This window comes from Bradyrhizobium sp. USDA 3256 (assembly GCF_054058275.1).
Window position 1 is genome coordinate 3,410,323 of sequence record NZ_JBSSAE010000002.1, and the last position, 17,849, is coordinate 3,428,171.

Annotated in this window: 23 protein-coding genes and 2 pseudogenes; 13 read left to right on the forward strand and 12 right to left on the reverse strand. The window is 63.9% G+C overall.

All coding sequences use genetic code 11. The annotated features are described in order from the left end of the window. Positions 1 to 28: 28 nt before the first annotated feature. The gene (locus tag ACVWY5_RS17680; RefSeq protein ID WP_028331891.1) at positions 29 to 310 is read right to left on the reverse strand and encodes a hypothetical protein; all 282 of its coding nucleotides are present in this window, start codon (positions 308 to 310) and stop codon (positions 29 to 31) included. A gap of 327 nt (positions 311 to 637) precedes the next feature. Between ACVWY5_RS17680 and ACVWY5_RS17685 the strand changes: the two genes are divergently transcribed. The 3 genes from ACVWY5_RS17685 to ACVWY5_RS17695 all read left to right on the forward strand — a co-directional run bounded on the left by ACVWY5_RS17685 (position 638) and on the right by ACVWY5_RS17695 (position 3,764). Further along, positions 638 to 1,102, forward strand: coding sequence for a hypothetical protein (locus tag ACVWY5_RS17685; RefSeq protein WP_028331890.1), 465 nt, complete (start codon positions 638 to 640; stop codon positions 1,100 to 1,102). A gap of 1 nt (position 1,103) precedes the next feature. Further along, complete coding sequence (locus ACVWY5_RS17690) at positions 1,104 to 2,315, forward strand: site-specific integrase (RefSeq protein ID WP_028331889.1); 1,212 nt, start codon at positions 1,104 to 1,106, stop codon at positions 2,313 to 2,315. Positions 2,316 to 3,293: 978 nt separating this feature from the next. Continuing rightward, complete coding sequence (locus tag ACVWY5_RS17695; RefSeq protein ID WP_321177289.1) at positions 3,294 to 3,764, forward strand: DUF992 domain-containing protein; 471 nt, start codon at positions 3,294 to 3,296, stop codon at positions 3,762 to 3,764. A gap of 642 nt (positions 3,765 to 4,406) precedes the next feature. Here the strand turns inward: ACVWY5_RS17695 and ACVWY5_RS17700 are convergent. Together ACVWY5_RS17700 and ACVWY5_RS17705 are read right to left on the reverse strand one after the other, a co-directional pair. Beyond that, positions 4,407 to 4,661 (reverse strand): YdeI/OmpD-associated family protein, encoded by a 255-nt coding sequence (locus ACVWY5_RS17700; RefSeq protein ID WP_080666928.1) that lies wholly within the window; start codon positions 4,659 to 4,661, stop codon positions 4,407 to 4,409. Positions 4,662 to 4,681: 20 nt separating this feature from the next. Then, positions 4,682 to 5,095 carry an SRPBCC family protein gene (locus tag ACVWY5_RS17705; RefSeq protein WP_028331887.1) on the reverse strand — a complete coding sequence of 138 codons (414 nt, stop codon included), beginning with the start codon at positions 5,093 to 5,095 and terminating at the stop codon, positions 4,682 to 4,684. 233 nt (positions 5,096 to 5,328) lie between these two features. Between ACVWY5_RS17705 and ACVWY5_RS17710 the strand changes: the two genes are divergently transcribed. Then, positions 5,329 to 5,634 carry a hypothetical protein gene (locus tag ACVWY5_RS17710; protein WP_026192799.1) on the forward strand — a complete coding sequence of 102 codons (306 nt, stop codon included), beginning with the start codon at positions 5,329 to 5,331 and terminating at the stop codon, positions 5,632 to 5,634. 15 nt (positions 5,635 to 5,649) lie between these two features. Here ACVWY5_RS17710 and ACVWY5_RS17715 read toward each other — a convergent pair whose 3' ends face one another. From ACVWY5_RS17715 to ACVWY5_RS17725, 3 genes are all read right to left on the reverse strand, one after another. Then, on the reverse strand, positions 5,650 to 6,285 hold the full coding sequence (locus tag ACVWY5_RS17715) for a 2-dehydro-3-deoxy-6-phosphogalactonate aldolase (protein WP_028331886.1): 636 nt from the start codon (positions 6,283 to 6,285) through the stop codon (positions 5,650 to 5,652). A gap of 11 nt (positions 6,286 to 6,296) precedes the next feature. Continuing rightward, complete coding sequence (locus ACVWY5_RS17720) at positions 6,297 to 7,211, reverse strand: 2-dehydro-3-deoxygalactonokinase (protein WP_028331885.1); 915 nt, start codon at positions 7,209 to 7,211, stop codon at positions 6,297 to 6,299. Between the two features lie 141 nt (positions 7,212 to 7,352). Next, entirely contained in the window at positions 7,353 to 7,568 is a 216-nt protein-coding gene (locus ACVWY5_RS17725) for a hypothetical protein (protein ID WP_026192800.1), read from the reverse strand. Positions 7,569 to 7,776: 208 nt separating this feature from the next. Between ACVWY5_RS17725 and ACVWY5_RS17730 the strand changes: the two genes are divergently transcribed. Then, complete coding sequence (locus ACVWY5_RS17730; protein ID WP_167350394.1) at positions 7,777 to 7,953, forward strand: hypothetical protein; 177 nt, start codon at positions 7,777 to 7,779, stop codon at positions 7,951 to 7,953. Positions 7,954 to 7,967: 14 nt separating this feature from the next. Here the strand turns inward: ACVWY5_RS17730 and ACVWY5_RS17735 are convergent, their stop codons facing one another. Together ACVWY5_RS17735 and ACVWY5_RS17740 are read right to left on the reverse strand one after the other, a co-directional pair. After that, a complete protein-coding gene (locus ACVWY5_RS17735) occupies positions 7,968 to 8,243 on the reverse strand; it encodes a hypothetical protein (protein WP_038377143.1) in 276 nt (91 codons plus the stop codon). A gap of 140 nt (positions 8,244 to 8,383) precedes the next feature. Beyond that, positions 8,384 to 8,560: a hypothetical protein gene (locus tag ACVWY5_RS17740; RefSeq protein ID WP_162832424.1), complete on the reverse strand. Its 177-nt coding sequence runs from the start codon at positions 8,558 to 8,560 to the stop codon at positions 8,384 to 8,386. 188 nt (positions 8,561 to 8,748) lie between these two features. Here ACVWY5_RS17740 and ACVWY5_RS17745 point away from each other — a divergent pair, with 188 nt between their 5' ends. The 3 genes and pseudogenes from ACVWY5_RS17745 to ACVWY5_RS17755 all read left to right on the forward strand — a co-directional run bounded on the left by ACVWY5_RS17745 (position 8,749) and on the right by ACVWY5_RS17755 (position 10,374). Continuing rightward, positions 8,749 to 8,973, forward strand: coding sequence for a hypothetical protein (locus ACVWY5_RS17745; protein WP_028331884.1), 225 nt, complete (start codon positions 8,749 to 8,751; stop codon positions 8,971 to 8,973). A 212-nt stretch (positions 8,974 to 9,185) separates the two neighbouring features. Next, positions 9,186 to 9,542: a DUF6481 family protein gene (locus ACVWY5_RS17750; protein ID WP_028331883.1), complete on the forward strand. Its 357-nt coding sequence runs from the start codon at positions 9,186 to 9,188 to the stop codon at positions 9,540 to 9,542. A 116-nt stretch (positions 9,543 to 9,658) separates the two neighbouring features. Then, positions 9,659 to 10,374 (forward strand): annotated as a pseudogene (locus tag ACVWY5_RS17755) (IS5 family transposase). A 73-nt stretch (positions 10,375 to 10,447) separates the two neighbouring features. Here ACVWY5_RS17755 and ACVWY5_RS17760 read toward each other — a convergent pair. Continuing rightward, positions 10,448 to 10,681 carry a pentapeptide MXKDX repeat protein gene (locus tag ACVWY5_RS17760; RefSeq protein WP_092083897.1) on the reverse strand — a complete coding sequence of 78 codons (234 nt, stop codon included), beginning with the start codon at positions 10,679 to 10,681 and terminating at the stop codon, positions 10,448 to 10,450. 356 nt (positions 10,682 to 11,037) lie between these two features. On the opposite strand from ACVWY5_RS17760, the gene dctP reads away from it, so the two are divergent. From dctP to ACVWY5_RS17775, 3 genes and pseudogenes are all read left to right on the forward strand, one after another. Then, positions 11,038 to 12,060 (forward strand): TRAP transporter substrate-binding protein DctP, encoded by a 1,023-nt coding sequence (gene dctP / locus ACVWY5_RS17765; RefSeq protein ID WP_028334073.1) that lies wholly within the window; start codon positions 11,038 to 11,040, stop codon positions 12,058 to 12,060. Further along, positions 12,057 to 12,612 (forward strand): annotated as a pseudogene (locus ACVWY5_RS17770) (TRAP transporter small permease). The gene dctP and the pseudogene ACVWY5_RS17770 overlap by 4 nt, the downstream one beginning before the upstream one ends. Next, a complete protein-coding gene (locus tag ACVWY5_RS17775; RefSeq protein WP_028334071.1) occupies positions 12,609 to 13,967 on the forward strand; it encodes a TRAP transporter large permease in 1,359 nt (452 codons plus the stop codon). The pseudogene ACVWY5_RS17770 and the gene ACVWY5_RS17775 overlap by 4 nt, the downstream one beginning before the upstream one ends. Before the next feature lie 39 nt (positions 13,968 to 14,006). On the opposite strand, the gene ACVWY5_RS17780 is transcribed toward ACVWY5_RS17775, so the two are convergent. Beyond that, positions 14,007 to 14,144 (reverse strand): hypothetical protein, encoded by a 138-nt coding sequence (locus ACVWY5_RS17780; protein ID WP_283087496.1) that lies wholly within the window; start codon positions 14,142 to 14,144, stop codon positions 14,007 to 14,009. Between the two features lie 124 nt (positions 14,145 to 14,268). On the opposite strand from ACVWY5_RS17780, the gene ACVWY5_RS17785 reads away from it, so the two are divergent. Beyond that, a complete protein-coding gene (locus tag ACVWY5_RS17785) occupies positions 14,269 to 14,430 on the forward strand; it encodes a hypothetical protein (RefSeq protein ID WP_321176767.1) in 162 nt (53 codons plus the stop codon). Positions 14,431 to 14,448: 18 nt separating this feature from the next. On the opposite strand, the gene ACVWY5_RS17790 is transcribed toward ACVWY5_RS17785, so the two are convergent. Then, on the reverse strand, positions 14,449 to 14,772 hold the full coding sequence (locus tag ACVWY5_RS17790; protein WP_456671775.1) for an SMP-30/gluconolactonase/LRE family protein: 324 nt from the start codon (positions 14,770 to 14,772) through the stop codon (positions 14,449 to 14,451). Further along, a complete protein-coding gene (locus ACVWY5_RS17795) occupies positions 14,751 to 15,296 on the reverse strand; it encodes an SMP-30/gluconolactonase/LRE family protein (RefSeq protein ID WP_321176766.1) in 546 nt (181 codons plus the stop codon). The genes ACVWY5_RS17790 and ACVWY5_RS17795 overlap by 22 nt, the downstream gene beginning before the upstream one ends. Positions 15,297 to 15,595: 299 nt before the next feature. Here ACVWY5_RS17795 and ACVWY5_RS17800 point away from each other — a divergent pair, with 299 nt between their 5' ends. Further along, on the forward strand, positions 15,596 to 17,815 hold the full coding sequence (locus ACVWY5_RS17800) for a lytic transglycosylase domain-containing protein (RefSeq protein WP_028334070.1): 2,220 nt from the start codon (positions 15,596 to 15,598) through the stop codon (positions 17,813 to 17,815). The last annotated feature ends 34 nt before the right edge of the window (positions 17,816 to 17,849 follow it).

Genomic DNA, 17,849 nt, shown 5'->3' on the forward strand with positions numbered 1-17,849 from the left:
CGGCCCTTTTCTTTTTCGGCCATCTGGATTACGCGGCCTCCGCTTTCAGCGCCGCGTACGCTTCCAACGCGCCCTCAACTATTCCCAAGAGATAGTCGACCCCGATCACAAGATGGCGCGGCGTCGCTTCCCAGTCGCGGTCGCGACGTCGTTCGAAAATGCGAATCTCGGCCCTAGCCACGCCGTCACTGTAGCTCTTCAGGGTGATCCGAAATTCCTCGCGGCCAGATTTGGCAATGGAGGCGATCAGCCGTGGCGGTTTGTGGGCCGGGCACTCCTCGGTGGCCCGGTTTTGATTGTTTGCGATCATCGATTAAGCCGCCCTACCCCGAGTGATGCTGGCGTAGTGGTCACGCAGCACAGACTTGGAGGCAATCCACTGATTTCCCTCTTTCCCCCCAGGCAGCTTGCCCGTTGAAAGCTTGTGGTAAGTGGCCCGCTCGTCCTCATTGATGAAGGCCGAAATGCGCTTAACCCCGCGCAGAAGGTCGTCCGCAATCTCCATAATCATCCTCTTCGTTGAATAAGGATCATTTTCATCCTTATCGCTGATATAAAGATTATTTTGATCCTTTACAAGGGTGAAAATAATCTTTATAGGGTACCTTTGACTGCGACCCTCAACGAATGGCTATAAATGTTTACAGTCTCAGACATCGCCGAAATCGTGAAAAAGCCCGAGGAGGACCTGCGCGAGGCAATTACGCGCATCCGCAACTGGACGAAGGAGCGCCTTCTCACTCCTGAGGGCGAACTCAATCCCGGAACCGGCCGTGCCCGCCTGTACTCGGCAGCCTCAATGGAAAGCGCAGTGTTGCTGCAGTTCTTGACTGATGCTGCAGGGATGAAGGCGGTCGCGGTGGCTCCTCAGTTGGAAGACGCCCGCGCGGAGCTTGAGGACGCCCGCAAACATCTCAAGAAGAGCGGAGCTGAACCCTTTTTCTTGGTGATGATCAGGTCTCTGGGAGATCGCGAATGGCAGATGACCAGCGCCCCCCTGTCCAAGCTCCCGCTGGTTCTGGGTCGAAGGTCGGCAGATGCATACAGCCTTATTGATCTTGGTCGCTTAATTGAACGGGTAAATTCTAAGGGGAGCAAGTGATATGGCCACGGTCCGCAAACGCAAGCTTCCGTCCGGTCTGATCCGCTGGCAGGCGTCCTACGTAGACGGCGGCGGCAAGCGCCGGGCCAAGCTTTTCGAACGCAAATCCGATGCTGAAGCTTGGTTGGACGAGACCCGCTATGACGTGTCACGCGGCACGCATACGCCCGGAAGCGTCTCCCCCACCGTCAAGGCTGCCGCGACCCTCTGGATCAAGCGCTGCAACGACAAGGGCCTCGAGCCCATGACGGTTAAGCAGTACGAGGAGCACGTTAACCTGCACATTGTGCCGCTTATCGGCGCCAAGAAGCTCTCCGAAATCACCGTCCCGGCCGTGAACGCTTTCGCCGATCAGCTCCGCGACAACGGGCGATCGGGCGAGATGATCAAGCGCGTTGTCCGGTCATTGGGGGGCATATTCAAGGAAGCCAGGCGCCGCGGTCTCGCCAACACGGCGCCCACGGCCGGAATAGATCTGGACCTGCCAGATCGCGACGACCCCCGCCCGGTCATTCCCACTAAAGCAGAGCTGCAGGCGATCATTGCCGGAGCACATGGCCGCTGGCGCCCTTTGATCCTAGTGGCGATCTTTAACGGTCTACGCGCCAGTGAGCTGCGCGGCCTCCGCTGGTTGGACATTGATTTTGATGCCAAGCAGATCAACGTCGCGCAGCGGGCGGACGCCTCGCACAGGATCGGAAAGCTCAAGTCCAAGTCCGGCTATCGGTCGATCCCCTGCCCGCCTCTCGTCCTGAACGCGCTCCGTGAATGGAAGCTGGTGTGCCCGAAGCGCGATACCGGCAAAAAGGACGCAAGCGGCGAGCCCGTAAAGGTGCTCGACCTGGCCTTTCCCAACGGTTTGGGCAAGGTGGAGTCTCATTCAAACCTGATCGAGCGCGGCCTAGATCCGATACTTATCGCGGCCGGCCTCTCGGAGACCCGATCTGTGCTGGATGCGGCCGGCAAGCCGCTTCTGGACGAAGCTGGGGAGCCTCAGACGGTCGTGTCAGGAAAGTACGGGATGCACTCGCTGCGGCATGCCTGCGCCTCCCTGTGGATCGAAAACGGCTACAATCCGAAGCAGATCCAGCGGCTCATGGGGCACAGTTCGATCAAGGTGACCTTCGACGTGTACGGCCATCTGTTCGCGGACGCAGACGCCGATCAGAAGGCCGCCGAGAGCGTCCAGACACGGCTTCTCGGAAACACGTAGGCCGCCTCTAGGGCGGCCTTGGGTGAAGCGGGTTTTGCGGTTTTAGCGGGGGTCGGGGCGTTTCCTCGGACGCTTGGTAGGGTAATGACCCCCAAGCCGAGGATTTGCCCGTCAACTGCTCCGATGTTCACCTGATTCGCCGACCGCAACACCAGCGCAACACGCCGCGACTAAGCCATTGATAAGACTCAGCCTCCAGCGGATTTCTACTCCGCGGGTTGCAGGTTCGAATCCTGCCGGGATCGCCACCCTCCCTCCTCGATGAAACCATTTTCCGCAAGCCGCGAAGCCGGCCGGAAACAAACCCGGCGTAGTGTCCCGGCATTGGACCAAGGGGATTAGGTCATGTGGGATTTCATCAACGAATTGTATCGGGATTTCTGCCTGGCTCGCCTGCAGGAGATGCGGAAGCTCGAGCATCATATCTGAGCGGGCGGAGCATCGGTGGCGATCAGCCGTTCTCGCGCCGCGGCTTGGATCACCCGGACAATCGGACCTTCGCCAGCACACACGCAGCCAACACCAATCCATCGCGGGCCCCCAAGTCCCCGTATGATTACGGGGGCGCTCGAACCTTGGCGCCGGTTTTGCAGACACAAACATGACTGGGATTGCGGGCCCAGATTCGAACAGGCGCCGCCGGGACAATGCATTTCGAGCCCGGCGGCGTAATTTTTCGGGACAGGCTCACCGCCGTGATCCGAACGGCTTGGCGTCAGCGCCAGGACTGGTCCTTTGCCTCGCCCCGTTACTCTCCTGCCTGGAAATCAAGCACGCTCGTTCGACGGCGATAGATACACAATCGAGGTGTCAGCCGGCACGGCGATGAAAAAGGATCGCCGTTGCTTGATCGTCGTCTTCTTGGCCGATCGCTCGCGAACGTCGACCGTCGGCAGCAATCAAACCCATCTCTAAGGCTCTCTTAACCACAAACGAAGGCCGCTCGCGGGGAATGGGCCGATTGCGCGCCGATCCGCGTTGTCCGGCACCATGCGTATGACAAGCCGTTCGATCGCCTCTGCTGTGTGTGGTGCGGCGGTTCTCGCTGCGCCGCTCGCAGCCGCCAATGCGCAGCAGGTGCAGGCCGGAACGCTTGAGTGTCGCGGCGGACCCGATACCGGGTTCGTTGTGGGTCCGGTGACCAACCTCAATTGCGTGCTGCACGTCGATAGCACGCCGGACGGTCGTTATGTCGCGGCCATCCGCAACCTCGGTGTTTTGATCGGAGATCAAGAAGTCGCCATGACCTGGAAGGTGATGGCGCCGGTGCCGTGGCTTGGCAGCGACGATCTCGCCGGCGGCTACGCCCATGCCGACGGCGCCGGCGTCAACGTTCTCGCCGGCGGCACGAATACGCCGATCACGCTGCATCCGTTGAACGAGCAGAACGTCCCCTCAACGCCGCCCCTGAAAATCGAGAGCCTCGAGATTCGGCCGGTGGACCGCTGACCCTGAGCGCAGCCGGGCCATGGCCCGCGCGGTCGCCCAAATGCACAACGCCGTCCGCTTGAAATACATGCGGACGGCGCTGGCCCTAGCCCCAGGAAGGTGATGCAAAATCCTGACAGCTCCATGTGTGCACACTTTGTGCCAGCGGCGCATGTCCCAAATTGGCTATCACGCGGCATGGCCCAAATGGGCCATTTGGAAACACAGAAACAAAGATAGGTTAGGCACCGAGGCGCCGGCGACGGTGCCTCACGACCAAAGTGTCTACTTGGCCTCAGCGTGGCCCACGCGCTGAGGCCTTTCTTTTTCGATGTTCGCCGTGTGCCGTGAAATCACTCGCCGTTTTTATCATTCAGCGCACGAAACGATTCCGTAGTTCTCCGTGCGTGAACAAAGTTCCGGCGGCGATTGAGGGACTGATCGCTTTCCGTTCGTGCGATTGCAGGTTCCACTTGCCCGTGAGCGCCGGCGGCGCGCTTCGCAATTTCTTAATCCAAGAATGCTTCGCTAGAAGATCGTGAGTGCGCGCGTCGGTCGTTTTTCAGGACCGCGATGGACGATTCCGAGATCGACTTTTTCTTCGACGAGGATTCGCACGACCAAAACATCAAGCGAGCGATGAGGACGCACAGCGCGCAGCGATCACGCCGCGAGAGTCTCACTTTGGTTTGCTCGACCGATGCCCATTCCCATATACACTCCACCGGCCTTCAATTCCGCCAGCATCTGGTCGATCCGCTTGCGCCGTGTTGCAGTTCGCACGCTGCGGCCGATCCAGTGCAGGTAGTCGGTGCGCTGATACGGCGGGCGCGCCTTGAACGCCCGCATCAGTCCGGTTGCATCGAGCTCGCGGCGGATGCTCGCCGGCATCGCCGCGCGCGGTCGCTTCAGCGTCACGCAGCCCTCCAGTCGCCGGATCAGGACCGCCGCTTTGCTTCGACGTAACGCTTGAAGTTATCCAGGATCGCCTGCCAGCCGCCGCGCTGCTGCTCGACCGAATGGGTATCCTCGCTATCGAAGCTGACCTGCACCTTGACGCCGCCGGTCTCCGGCGTGAATGTGACCTGCGCGCTGCGATCGCCGAACGAATATTCGAGCAGACGGAGCTCCTCGACCCTGGTGTAGGTGCCGGCGAAATCGAACCCCACGCTGCCGTCCTTGGCTTCCATCCGCGACGAGAAGGCGCCGCCGGCGCGCAGGTCGACGGTCGCGGCGGTCGTGTGCCAATCGTCGGAAGCCGCGTTCCACTGCTTGATGTCGTCGGGCGTCGTATAGGCGCGCCAGACATCCGCGATCGGCGCGGCAACGGTCGTTTCGACGGCAATCCTCATATCTATTCCCTCGTCGTGATGGGGTGAAGCTGACGCGCCTCCCGGGCGGCGTCGGACCGCGGCCATTCTATTAGGGCCATCGACGCCTTCGTCAAATGGCAACGCCCGGGCCGCCGGGAACATGAGGAGATCCGGGATGCCATTCAACCAACCAAATGGTGCGTGGTCGTCACAAGAATTTCGTCAGGAATGACCGTGTATGGAAGACGGGTCCAATGCCCGGAGAGCGCGTCATGCGGAACCTGAACACCGTCCTGAGCAAGCTGAACGACCGCCTGCTGCGGCTGGAGGGCGAATTGTTCGTGCTGCGATCGATCGCGCGCGCCGCCCTCACCGCCGGCGACGAGTCCGCCGTCCGCACCCGCAAGCTGCTCGAAGGCGCAAAGCTCGCGCTCTCGGACGAAGCCGAACGTCCGCTGGACGCCGCGACCGGGAAATACGTCGCGGCCGCGATCGCCATGGTCGAAGAGCTGCTCGAGAATCCGCGCGAGGCGGCCCCGCTGTTCAGGGTGATCGACGGCGGCAGGCGGGACGATTAGCGCGCTTGCTTTGGTCTAGCCGGCGCCCGCCACGGCCCTGTCATACGCCTCGATCGTCACCCTTGCCCTGATCGCAATATCCGCGGCCGTCATGCCCGGCTTGTAGAGGCTGCTGCCGAGACCGAAGGCGCGAATGCCCGCCTTCACATACTCGGCGAAATTCTGGTCCGAGACGCCGCCGACCGCGGCGATCATCACATCCGGCGGCAGCACGGCGCGGATCGCGGTGATGCCGGCGGCACCGAGCACGCTGGCCGGAAAGAATTTCAGGCTCGACGCCCCCGCGCGCACGGCGAGCAGCGCTTCCGTCGGCGAGAACACGCCGGGCATCGTGATCATCGCGTGGTCCCGCGCACGCGCCAGCACCTCGACATCGACATTCGGCGACACCATGAGGCGGCCGCCTACGTCGTGCAGGCGATCGACGTCTGCTGCGGTCAGCACCGTGCCGGCGCCGATCAGGACATCGGCCGGCGCGCGCTTCGCCGCGATCTCGATCGAGCGGAACGGCTCGGGCGAGTTCAGCGGAATCTCGATCGCAGTCATGCCGGCGTCGAGCAGCGCGCTGACAATGCCCGGGACCTCGTCCGGCTTGACGCCGCGCAGGATCGCGACCAGCGGCCGCTTCATCGGCGGAAACGGAATACTCATGCGTTGATCCCTCACTTCTTCCAGATCGTCGCCGCCGCGCCGGCGAGGCCTCGGCGAACCGCCTCCTCCGCGTCCACGGCATCGAGCGGAATCGAAAGGGCTTCGAGCGCCATCTGATAGAGCCGCTGCAACCGGCCCGAGGCAATCAGCGTAACCGGCGCTCCCTGCTCCCGCTCCGCAAGGCCGGCCGCGAGCTCAACGCCGATCAGCGTGCCCGAGATCGTCTCGCGCGCGGCCTGTGCGCTGCCGCCGAACAGCAGCTGCCGCGATCGCACGCGAAACAGCAGATTGGCCGATAGCGCCGGTGCCGCGAATGCCGCTGCGACAGCCGCGCGGAACGCATCGCCATCAACCGCTTCCTCGGCGCCGGCGACGGCATGCGAAAGGATGGTGTCGCGCGCCACCACGCTGAACAACTCTCCGGTCATGAAGGTCGCAAAGCCCTCGACCGTTCCGCCGCGGACCCTCACCCATTTGGAATGCGTTCCCGGCATGCAGACGAGAGCCTCGCCTGGCGCGTTCAAGCCGAGCGCCCCCAGCAGCTGGGTCTCCTCGCCACGCATGACGTCGGGCGCGGCGGTATCGCGCTGCGCGATCCCGGGCAGGATACGGATCTCGCGCGCCTGCCCGCTGACCACGACGGCGCCGTTGAGGATGTCCGTCAGATGCGCCGGCGTATCGATATAGCCGGCCTCGACCCAGCCCTGCCGCGCGCCGGCCATGCCGCAGATCACGACCGGCAAATCGGCCGCCGCGCCCAGCGCATCGAGATGCGATTGTAGCACCGGCGCAAAGCCGGTCGTGGCGGCCGTGGTCATGCCTTCATCGCTGCGGCGCTCACCGAGCACCTTGCCACTGGCGCTCATCAGCCAGAGCCGGAAGCTGCTGGTGCCCCAGTCGACCGCGACATAGGAAAGCCCGCTCATCGCGCCCCGTTCCACGCTCTCAGTGTCCGGCGCGCCGACGGCGCCGCTGCCCAGACGCGATAAAGGCGATCATCGCGCCACGCAAGGCGGCCCGCTGACGTGACGCCACGAGGCCTCGCCGGCATCAGGTGCGCGGATCAATCACCGCGCGCCCTTCAGCGTGCAGGAGGTCGTGCAGGTGGTCACGTTGCCGCGGTCACATTTGATACAGGCGTTGACGCACTGATCCATGACCTTGGGATTGTACTGACTGTAAAGATTGGCCGCACAGCTGTTGGTCGATCCCGTAACCTCCGGGTCGGACCAGCAACCGGACAGTAAAAATGCTGCGGCACTCAAAATGGCGACCTTGCGCATAAGGCCTCCTGCCACGCTGTATCCAAGTAACGTTGCAAGTAACCTTGATGGGTTAGGTTAAATTCCGGTTTCAATTGCGGCCTTATTCGGAAGCAGTATTGCTTATCCACCGGACATTTCCCCAAGGTCCGGGCCCACACCGGCAAGGCCGTCAGGCGACCCCGCCTGGCGGCTTTGTTGCCCAGCAATGCACAAGGAAACCAACAAGATGGCCCGAAAGCCGCGGTGGTCGTTCAAGGAGGACCGACGACTGATGGAACTGGCACGCTCCTCGAAGTCGCTGGAGGAGGTCGTGAAGGCGACCGGCCGCTCGCCGGAGCGGATCAAGAAGATGGCCATGCGCCTCGGCCTGTCGATCAAGCCGCGCGGTACCACCAAGAAATGACTTGAAATACGGCGCTAGAGTTCTGGCGGACAGTCGTCCTTCGCCCCCACCGGGATCGCCTTGACCTCGCCCTCCGGCTTGGCCTCAGCCTCGCGTTCCGCCTCGGTCCCCCGGGTACAGGTGGTCAGCACGAAGGCAACCCGGCTGCATTGCCATTCCGGCCCCAGCGCCGCATTGGACACCGGCTCGGGCGACGCCAGCGTCAGGGATAGATACGCCACCAAAACGGCACCCGCCGCGCCTGCGGCAGCCAGCGCCGCGCCCTTTCCGGACCACAGCTTGGACATCATGGCCTTGGTTCCCGCCGATCTCCAGGAGTCGAGGCAGCCCGCCCGTCCGCGTGTGATCGGAATCACAACCGGGATCAAACAGTTCAGCCCGAGTCTTTGGGCTTGATGTGGGATCGATATTGCACTGCCGCAAGACGGCGTCAGCGCGCCGGCTCGATCACATTACAGTTGGTCCGGCCCGACATCAGGCAGTCCTGCATCTTGCTCGCCGCCGTCAGGTCATGCGCGAGCCAGAGGCCGACCGCGAGCATGACCGCTGCGACCAGCAGTCCGATCAGCGCGCCCCTTCTGCTGCCTCCGTCGTCGGATTCGCTCATGCGAGCTTCAGTTCCCGATTGCCACGGTCCGCATCATGACCCTTTGCACGGTTGCGTGCGATCAATTCTGCAACAGTCGCACAACGAAATGCACGGCCGCGGCGGTCGGCACCGCAATTCCGTTGCGAGCCAGGGGCGACTCGCGAAAAACTACTCGCTGAAGTGGAGCGCGTGTGCGGGGCGTGCCGATGAGCGAACAAGAAGCAACGACGTACGACTATCAGCGTTACAGGCAGTTGCTCTCGGAGGCTGTCGATGAGAGCAGCAGGCAGCGGCTGATCAGCCTACTGATCGCCGAAAAGGCGCGCGACAGGCTGGAAGCCCAGCGCGCCTCGGACCGGAGCGCGATGACCGCCGAGACGGTCGCCAAAGTCCTGGGTAACGGACGACGCGAGCACCTCCAGCGCGGCTGAACTTTTCAACAGCCCTTGGTTCAACAGCCCTTGGTGACCAGCCACTCACCACGCGCCCGCGGAGCGCGAACGATGGCCGCTTGACGCTGGCTCATATCTCCCTTGCTCCACAGCCCTCCGTTCGCCACTGGCAATTTCGCCGCCATTCACTTATTGAAAACGCCGAACCAACCCCATCCATCACCCGAACAGAAAGCAGCAAGGCTTCCTCTATGAGTGGCTTCAAGGAACCGGGTTTTGCCGACCGCCAGAAAGCGGCCCTGCAGGCGCGGCAAAACCTCCTCAACAAGTTTCGCGCCCAGCCGGGAGCTGACGATCCCGCTGTGAAGGCACGTGCCGAGGAGCGCGCGGCGATCGCCGACCGCCGCGCCAAGGCCAAGGAATCCCGTGAGGCCGAAAGGGCCGAGCAGAAGCGCCGCGAGGAAGAGGCCGCCGCCGCCGAGGCCGCGCGCATTGCGCGCGAGAAGGAAGAGGAAGCCGCCCGCGGGGAGGCGCTGCTCGCCGAGCAGAAGGCCAAGCGCGATGCCCGCTACGCGGCACGCAAGGAGCGCGGCAAGAAGAAGCGCTAGGCGGTGTGGACTCTAGGGATTCCCTTTTGAGGCCAAATCAGATTCAAGGCTTCTTTTGGGAGGCGGCCTTGGGTGTGATGGATCGTTTGGTGTTGAGCGACGCGGCTTGGGAGCGCATGGCGCCGCTCATCATTGGCCGGCCCGACCAGAAAGGTTCGACCGGACGCGACAACCGGATGTTCGTGGAAGGGGTGCTCTGGATCGTTCGCACGGGCTCTCCCTGGCGTGATCTTCCGGAGGCGTTTGGGGATTGGAACAGCGTGTTCCGGCGCTTCAGTCGATGGAGCACCAAGGGTGTCTGGTTGCGGATCTTCGAGGCGATGTCCGATGATCCGGACTTCGAATATTTGATCGTCGATTCCACCATCGTCCGGGCGCATCAGCACGCCGCCGGGGCAAAAAAAGGGGGTCTGAAGATCAAGCGATCGGGCGCTCGCGCGGCGGCTTGAGCACCAAGATACATATGGCCGTTCGAGGTTTGGGATGTCCCGTGCGGTTCACCCTCACCGCAGGCCAGAAGGGCGATGCCCCGCAAGCCGCCACGTTGATCGAGGGATTGCCCGCCGAGGTCGTCATGGCCGATGCAGCCTATGACGCCGATCATTTGCGCCAGGCCATCGCAGCCAAAGGCGCGATCGCCGTCATCCCCAACAACCCCTCGCGAGCCCTCAAACATCCGCTCGACAAGCATCTCTATGCCCAGCGCCACCTCGTGGAATGCTGCTTCAGCAAGCTCAAGCAGTTCCGTCGCGTCGCAACCCGCTTCGAAAAGACCGCCCGAAATTACCGAGCCATCGTCACGCTCGCTGCAATCGTCCTATGGATGCGATAAGTGTCAACACCACTTAAGGCGCAACCAGGCCCGCCAGAGCAGCGGGCCTGCGGACAGCGGGCGATGACGGCAGTCAGTTCTTCTTCATGCCGTCGTCTTTCTTCATCATCGCGCCGCCGTCCTTCTTCATGGCATCGTCCTTCTTCATCATGCCACCGTCCTTCTTCATGGCATCCTTGGACATCGAGTCTTCCTTCTTCATCGCGTCATCCTTGCCCATCTTGTCCTGAGCGAAGGCGGCGGGCGCCAGCGCCAGGCTGAACGAGAGCAGCGCGGCGGAAAGGCCGAGGCGGGTCTTGGTGGTCATGGTGATGATCCCTTGTGTGGTCGAATGTGAGCGCGACGACTTGCCGCTCTCTACTCGACGCACTTGCGCCGGCCGTCGTTACCTCCAATAACAAATTCTTGAAGCGGCGCGGCGCGGTCCCCGACGGATGGTCGCGCGACGGTTGAATAGCCACGGGCCGGCGCGCGGCTGTGTGCGCCGCAGCAACGGCAAGGCTTGAACGTCAGGACTTTAACGTCAGGACTTGCAGCGGCGTATCGGCTCGCACTATCAGGGCGCCTCGAACTATCAGACTAGAGAATATTCACGCGAAGACCGGCTAAGCTAAAGCTCCGCGCCGGCCTAACAGCCACTCAAGAAGCTCTCAGGGGAGAACAATGCTCACACGCCGCCACGTCCTCGCTTCCGCCCTCGCCGCACCCGCCGTCCTGCGGATGGGCATCGGGACCGCGCATGCCGCGACCACGCTGAAGATCTCGCACCAGTTCCCCGGCGGCACCATCGACAAGGGCGACTTCCGCGACCGGCTGTGCAGGATGTTCGCGGCCGAGGTCGCCAAGCGCTCGGGCGGCGAGCTGACCGCCGAGGTCTACCCGAACTCGTCGCTGATCAAGACCAACGCGCAGTTCTCGGCGATGCGCAAGGGGGCGCTCGACCTCAGCCTGTATCCGATGCCCTATGCCGGCGGCGAATTGCCGGAGACCAATATCGGCCTGATGCCTGGCCTCGTCACCACCTACGATCAGGGCCTGCGCTGGAAAAAGGAGCCGGTCGGCAAGGCGCTGACCGACTTCCTCGCCGACAAGGGCATTCTGCTGATCTCCTGGGTCTGGCAGGCCGGCGGCGTCGCCAGCCGCTCCAAGGCGATCGTGGCGCCTGAAGATGCCAAGGGCCTCAAGGTGCGCGGCGGCTCGCGCGAGATGGACATGGTGCTGCAGACCGCCGGCGCCGCCGTGCTGTCGGTGCCGTCCAACGAACTTTACGCCGCGATGCAGACCGGCGCCTGCGACGCCGGCATCACCTCCTCCACCAGCCTGATCTCGTTCCGCCTCGAGGAGGTCGCGAAGTCGCTGACCTCGGGCGCCGGCGCCTCCTACTGGTTCATGCTGGAGCCGCTGATGATGTCGAAGGCGATCTTCGACAAGCTGCCGAAGAACCAGCAGGACATCATCCTCGCCGTCGGCACCGAGCTCGAGGCGTTCGGCCGCAAGGGGGCGCAGGACGACGATACCGAAGTCGCCAAGGTCTACGAGAAGGCCGGCGCCAAGGTCAGCGCGCTCGATGCAACCATCGTCGGCAAATGGCGCGACATCGCGCGCGACACCGCGTGGAAGGACTATGGCGCCAAGACCGCCACCGCCGCCAACCTGCTGAAGCTCGCAAGCGACGTCGCCGCATGATGCATGGTCCGGTCACGGATCAGGCCGAAACCGCAAGCAGCGCCGCGGGCAACACGCCCGTGGCCTTGCTTGGGCGCGCGCTGTCGATCTGCAATAACATCATCGTGGGTGTTCGCTTCGCTCGCCCTGGTCGCGGCCTGCGTGATCCTGAGCTACAGCGTGCTCGGCCGCGCCCTGTTCCACAGCCCGAACTACTGGCAGGACGAGGCGGCCGTCTTCCTCCTGGTCGGCGCCACCTTCATGACCTCGGCCTATGTGCAGAGCCAGCGCGGCCATGTCAGCATCGAGGCGTTCGTCGGGCTGCTCTCGGCGCGCGCCAACGCCATCAGGCTGTGGCTGGTCGATGTCGCGAGCTTCGCGTTCTGCGCCTTCTTCGCCTGGAAGTCCTGGACCCTGGCGCATGAAGCCTATGTCGACGGCCAGGTGTCCAACTCGATGTGGTCGCCGCCGCTCGCCATCCCCTACGTGCTGATGGCGTTGGGCATGACGCTGCTCTGCGTGCAGATCCTCCTGCAAATCATCATTCCGCTGACGGGTGGCGCGCGCCGATGACCGTGTTTGGTATTGGTATCTCCTACGGACTTGCCACCCTGTTTGCGATGTTCTCCGGCATGCCGATCGCGTTCGCGCTCGGTGCCGTCGCGGTCGTGTTCATGGCGATCTACATGCCGGCCGCCTCGCTCGATACGGTGACGCAGAACGTCTACGAGGAGATGGCCTCGATCACGCTGCTGTCGATCCCGCTGTTCATCCTGAAGGGCGCCGCGATCGGCAAATCGCGCGCCGGCCAGGATCTCTATTCGGCGCTGCACGCCTGGCTGCACCGCGTGCCCGGCGGCCTCGGCGTCGCCAATGTGTTCGCCTGCGCCCTGTTCGCGGCGATGGCCGGCTCCTCGCCGGCGACCTGCTCGGCGATCGGTTCGGCCGGCATCCCGGAGATGCGCAAGCGCGGCTATTCCGGCGGCTTTGCCGCGGGGATCATCGCCGCCGGCGGCACGCTCGGCATCCTGCTGCCGCCCTCGATCACGATGATCCTGTTCGCCGTCGCAGCCGAGAAATCGCTGGGACGGCTGTTTCTCGCCGGCATCGGCCCCGGCCTGCTGCTGGTGACGTTGTTCGGCCTCTACGCCGTGTTCCGCTTCCGCAAGGAATACGCCATGGCCCGCGCCGTCTATGACGCGACCGGCAAGGATGCGGCGATCCTGCAGCATGACGAATTCACCATGGCCGAGCGCTTCAGCGCGCTGCCGCGCGTGATCCCGTTCGTGCTGCTGCTGACCGGCGTGATGATCGCGCTGTACGGCGGCTACGCCACGCCATCGGAAACCGCCGGCCTCGGCGGCCTCCTGGCGCTCGGCTTGATCGCCGTGATCTACAGCGTGTGGACGCCCAGCGACTTGTCGCCGATCCTGAAATCGACCATCCGCGAGTCCACCATGCTGATGCTGATCATCGGCATGTCACTGCTCTATTCCTATGTGATGAGCTATCTGCACATCTCGCAGTCGGCGGCGGAAGCGATCGTCGCCATGCACCTGCCGCGCTGGGAGCTATTATTTTCGATCCTCGTGATGGTAATCGTGCTCGGCTTCTTCCTGCCGCCGGTCTCGATCATCCTGATGACCGCGCCGATCATCCTGCCGCCGCTGCGCGCGGCCGAGTTCGACATCATCTGGTTCGGCGTCGTCATGACCATCGTGATGGAGATGGGCCTGATCCATCCGCCGGTCGGGCTCAACATCTTCGTCATCCGCAACGTCGCGCCCGACATTCCCTTGAGCGAGGTGATCTGGGGCACGCTGCCGTTCGTGCTGCTGATGATGTTCGCAGTGCTGTTGCTCTGCTTCTTTCCGGAGATCTCGACCTGGCTGCCGAATCTAATCATGGGGCCAGACGGCGGGCGCTAGACCGTTTTCGCGCAGAGGGGACGCGGCAAGACCGGAGTTTCAGGCGGCCTCCTGATCGCGTTCCGCGAGCGCCTTCTCGATCCGGCGGACCAGCACCGCCGTCGGATGCCCCTCGCGCTGCAGCCGGCGTAGCTCGTTCCACAGCCTGATGATTTCGCGGTCTCGCTCGGCGTCCATGGCGGCACTCCCCCGGAGCGCGCCAATATGAACGAAACAAGAACAAAATTCAAGTCACCGAGATGCCGTCAAGCCGCGGTCGCTCGTGCAGGAACCAGCACGACGCGGCACGATTGGTTCCTTCATGAAAATGGCCAAGGCAATTCGCAAGCAGGCGCAGACCGCGGAGCGGGTTGCATTGACGACGGCCGACGCAATTGTCGCCAACCAGATGCGCTCCCTCGCCCGCGCCTTCAGGAGCCAGGCCGATATTCTGAGGAAGAAAGAGAAGAAAAAGAAGAGGTGAGGCGCGCCTGCGGTCGGGTCAGGGACAGCCATCACCCGGCGTGTCGACCTCGACCACATCGATCCGCGACGTGGACCTGCCCTTGCGCAGCTCTTCGTAGGACGTCTCCGCGCTCAGGCAGAACAGCGTCCTGCGGTCCGCGCCACCGAGCGCGCAGGCAAGCGCGCGGCGGCCGGGCATCTTGATGCGCTCACATTCCACACCGGTGCGATCGATCCGGACAAAAGCATCTTCCGTGAAAGACGCGACCCAGGTCGCCCCGTCGGCATCGAGGCAGATGCCGTCGGGATCGTTGATGCTGCCGAACCGCCCGCGCAGGCTCAGGCCGCCGTCCGGCGCGATGTCGTAATCGGCGAGACTGCGCCGTCCATTTCGGCAACGACGAGCCTGAGATGGTCGGAGGAGACGGCAATGCCGTTGGGAAAGCGCAAGCCTTCCGCGACGACGCGCGCACTGCCGTCGGGCGTCACGAGGACAATGCGGCCGACGGCACCGCGGCGCTCCGGCGGCGGCAGGTTGAAGCCGAGATCGCCGACATAGGCGCGTCCCTGCCCGTCGACGATCATGTCGTCGATCGTGCCGGTCGCGACCTCGGAGAGATCGGCATGCAGCGACCGCGCTCCATCGGAAAACCGCAGCAGCCGCTTCCTGAACATCGTCAGCACAACGATGTCGCCATCAGGCAGTACGCCGAGCCCGCACGGCGTGTCGTCGGTCAGCGCAGCATGCTCCTGCAACTCGCCCGACGGGCTGATGCTCAGAAGCGTCCGCGCCATGCAATCGACGAACCAGAGCCGCCCGAGATGCCAGCGCGGGCCTTCGAAATAGCGGCCGCCGTCGAGGATGGTTCTGAGGCGAGCCGTCATGGCGCACCGGCCGGCGAAAAGTGATGTGGCAGTGACATCGGCAGCCCCACGCTTGCTCGCTATGACGATACAACTCACGCGGAACCGGTCAAAGCACAGTGCGGCCTGTCCGTTTTTACCCGTGAAAATCCCGGTTCCCGCGGGTTCCACACGCCATATTCCATATTTCGCCGCGTTTTCCCTGTTGAGTTGCAGCTGCATTAAGACTCGAGAATCGAGGGTAGTGATAATCTGCGGCGGTTATGCCGCCGTAAGACGCGTTCTGTTGTGCCTCATGGTTTCTCAGGGGGGACCAGGGAATGAACCGTTGCCTACGTCCGCTGGCGTGCTTCGCCACCGCCGCCGCGCTCGCGCTGCTTCCGGTCCAGGCGACCGCCAAGCCGCATCATCAGCACCAGGCCAAGAGCGGCCACGGGGACAAGAAGGCGCATGGCGCCAAGGCCGCGCGCGAGAGTGCCTCCGGCAAGCGGCGGCACGCCAGACATGGCGCCGATAAACGAAAATCCGCAAAGGCCAAATCCGCTCCTTCCAAATCCGCTGAGAAGGCGCCCGAGCCGGAGAAATCCGCCGGGCCGCAACTGTCGGGCGATCTCGCCACGATCAGGGACGCCATCCTCGCCGCGCGCAGAGGCAGGACCAGCGACGCGACCGATATCCAGGCCAGGATCACCGACCCGGTCGGGCGAAAACTCGTCGAGTGGTATCTGCTGCGCCACTCGGAATCGAGTGCGCCATTCAGCCGCTACGCGGCATTCGTGACGGCCAATCCGGATTGGCCGAGCGTCACGCTGCTGCGCAAGCGCGCCGAAGCGCGGATCTGGCAGGAGCGCAGCGATCCGGCCACGGTGCACGGCTTCACCCTCGATCAGCCGATCAGCGCAAAGGGCAAGTTCGCGCTCGCCCGCACGCTGCTGGCCGAAGGCGACCGCGACGGCGCCACCCGGCTGGTGCGCGAAGCCTGGCGCTCGGAGGAACTGTCCGATCGCACCGAGAGCGACGCCTATGATGCCTTCAAGGACCTGCTGACGCGGGACGACCATCGCGCGCGCATGGACAAGCGGATCGGCGCCAAGGATCACGCCGGCGCGAAGCGCGCGGCACAGCGGCTCGGCAGCGACGATCTGGCGATCGTGAAAGCCTGCGTCGCGGTCCGCGGACAATCCAGCAAGGCAGAGGGCACACTCAACGATGTGCCGGCCGAGGCCCGCCGCGATCTCGGCTACACGCTGTGCCGAATTCAGTGGCTGCTCGCGAAGAACAAGGTCGACGAAGCCGCGCGCGTGACGATCGCGGCTGAGCCCGAGACGATGGCGCAGCAGGACACCGACCAGTGGTGGCGCGAGCGCCGCATCCTCTCCCGCAAGCTGCTCGACCAGGGCGAGTACCAGGCCGCCTATGACGTGATCCGGCCCGCGGCGGCGCCGGACAATCCTTATTACCGCTCCGACATGCACTTCATGCGCGGCTGGATCGCGCTGCGTTATCTCAACGACGCCAAGACCGCCGCGGCGCACTTCGCGCATATCGACGAGGGCCAGACCAACCCGACCGTGCTGGCGCGCGCCGCCTATTGGCGTGGTCGCGCCGCCGAGGCACTCGGCAATTCCGCGGCGATGCGGGCCGACTACCAAGCCGCCGCGCGCTACCCGACGGCCTATTACGGTCAGCTCGCGCTGGCCAGGCTCGGCCGTGATGGTGGCGTCGAGCTGCGCGCGCCCTCGCCGGCGGCCAGCGCCGGCAGCATGGCGGCCGACGAGCGGGTCCGCGCCGCCGATATGCTCTATGCGATCGGCGAGCCCGACGTCGTGCTCTATTTCGTAGCCGACCTCGCCGAGGAAAGCACCGATGTCGGAATGCTCGAGGCGCTCGGCGAGCTGACCGGCCGCCGCAACGATGCCCGCGCCATGCTGCAGATCGGCAAGATCGCACTCGCGCGCGGCTTTGCCTTCGACCATTACGCCTTCCCGGTGATCGGCATTCCCAAGCACACGCCGATCGCGCCCGATATCGGGCGCAGCATGACCTACTCGATCGCGCGGACCGAAAGCGCATTCGACCAGCGCGACAAGTCGGCGGCCAACGCCGTCGGCCTGATGCAGGTGACGCCGGAAGCCGGTCGTGACACCGCCAAGCGCTTCGGCGTCAGCTATGACTGGAGCCGGATGGTGTCCGATCCCGTCTACAACACCCAGATGGGCGCAGCCGAGCTCAGCGCTTTGCTGTCGGAATATCGCAACTGCCACATCATGACCTTTGCCGGCTACAACGCCGGCCGCGGCCGCGTCCGCGACTGGATCAAGGCCTATGGCGACCCGCGCGATCCCAAGGTCGATCCGGTCGACTGGGTGGAGCGGATCCCGATCTCCGAGACGCGCAACTACGTCCAGCGCGTGATGGAGAATTTCGCGGTCTACCAGGTGCGGTTCGAGGATGCCGACACGGCAGTGGCCAAGAACGGCGAGCGCGTCGTGACGCAGGAGAGCAACGCGGCGCCGACTGAGGCAATGCCGTCGCAGTAAGACGCTGTCGTCCCGGCGAAGGCCGGGACCCATA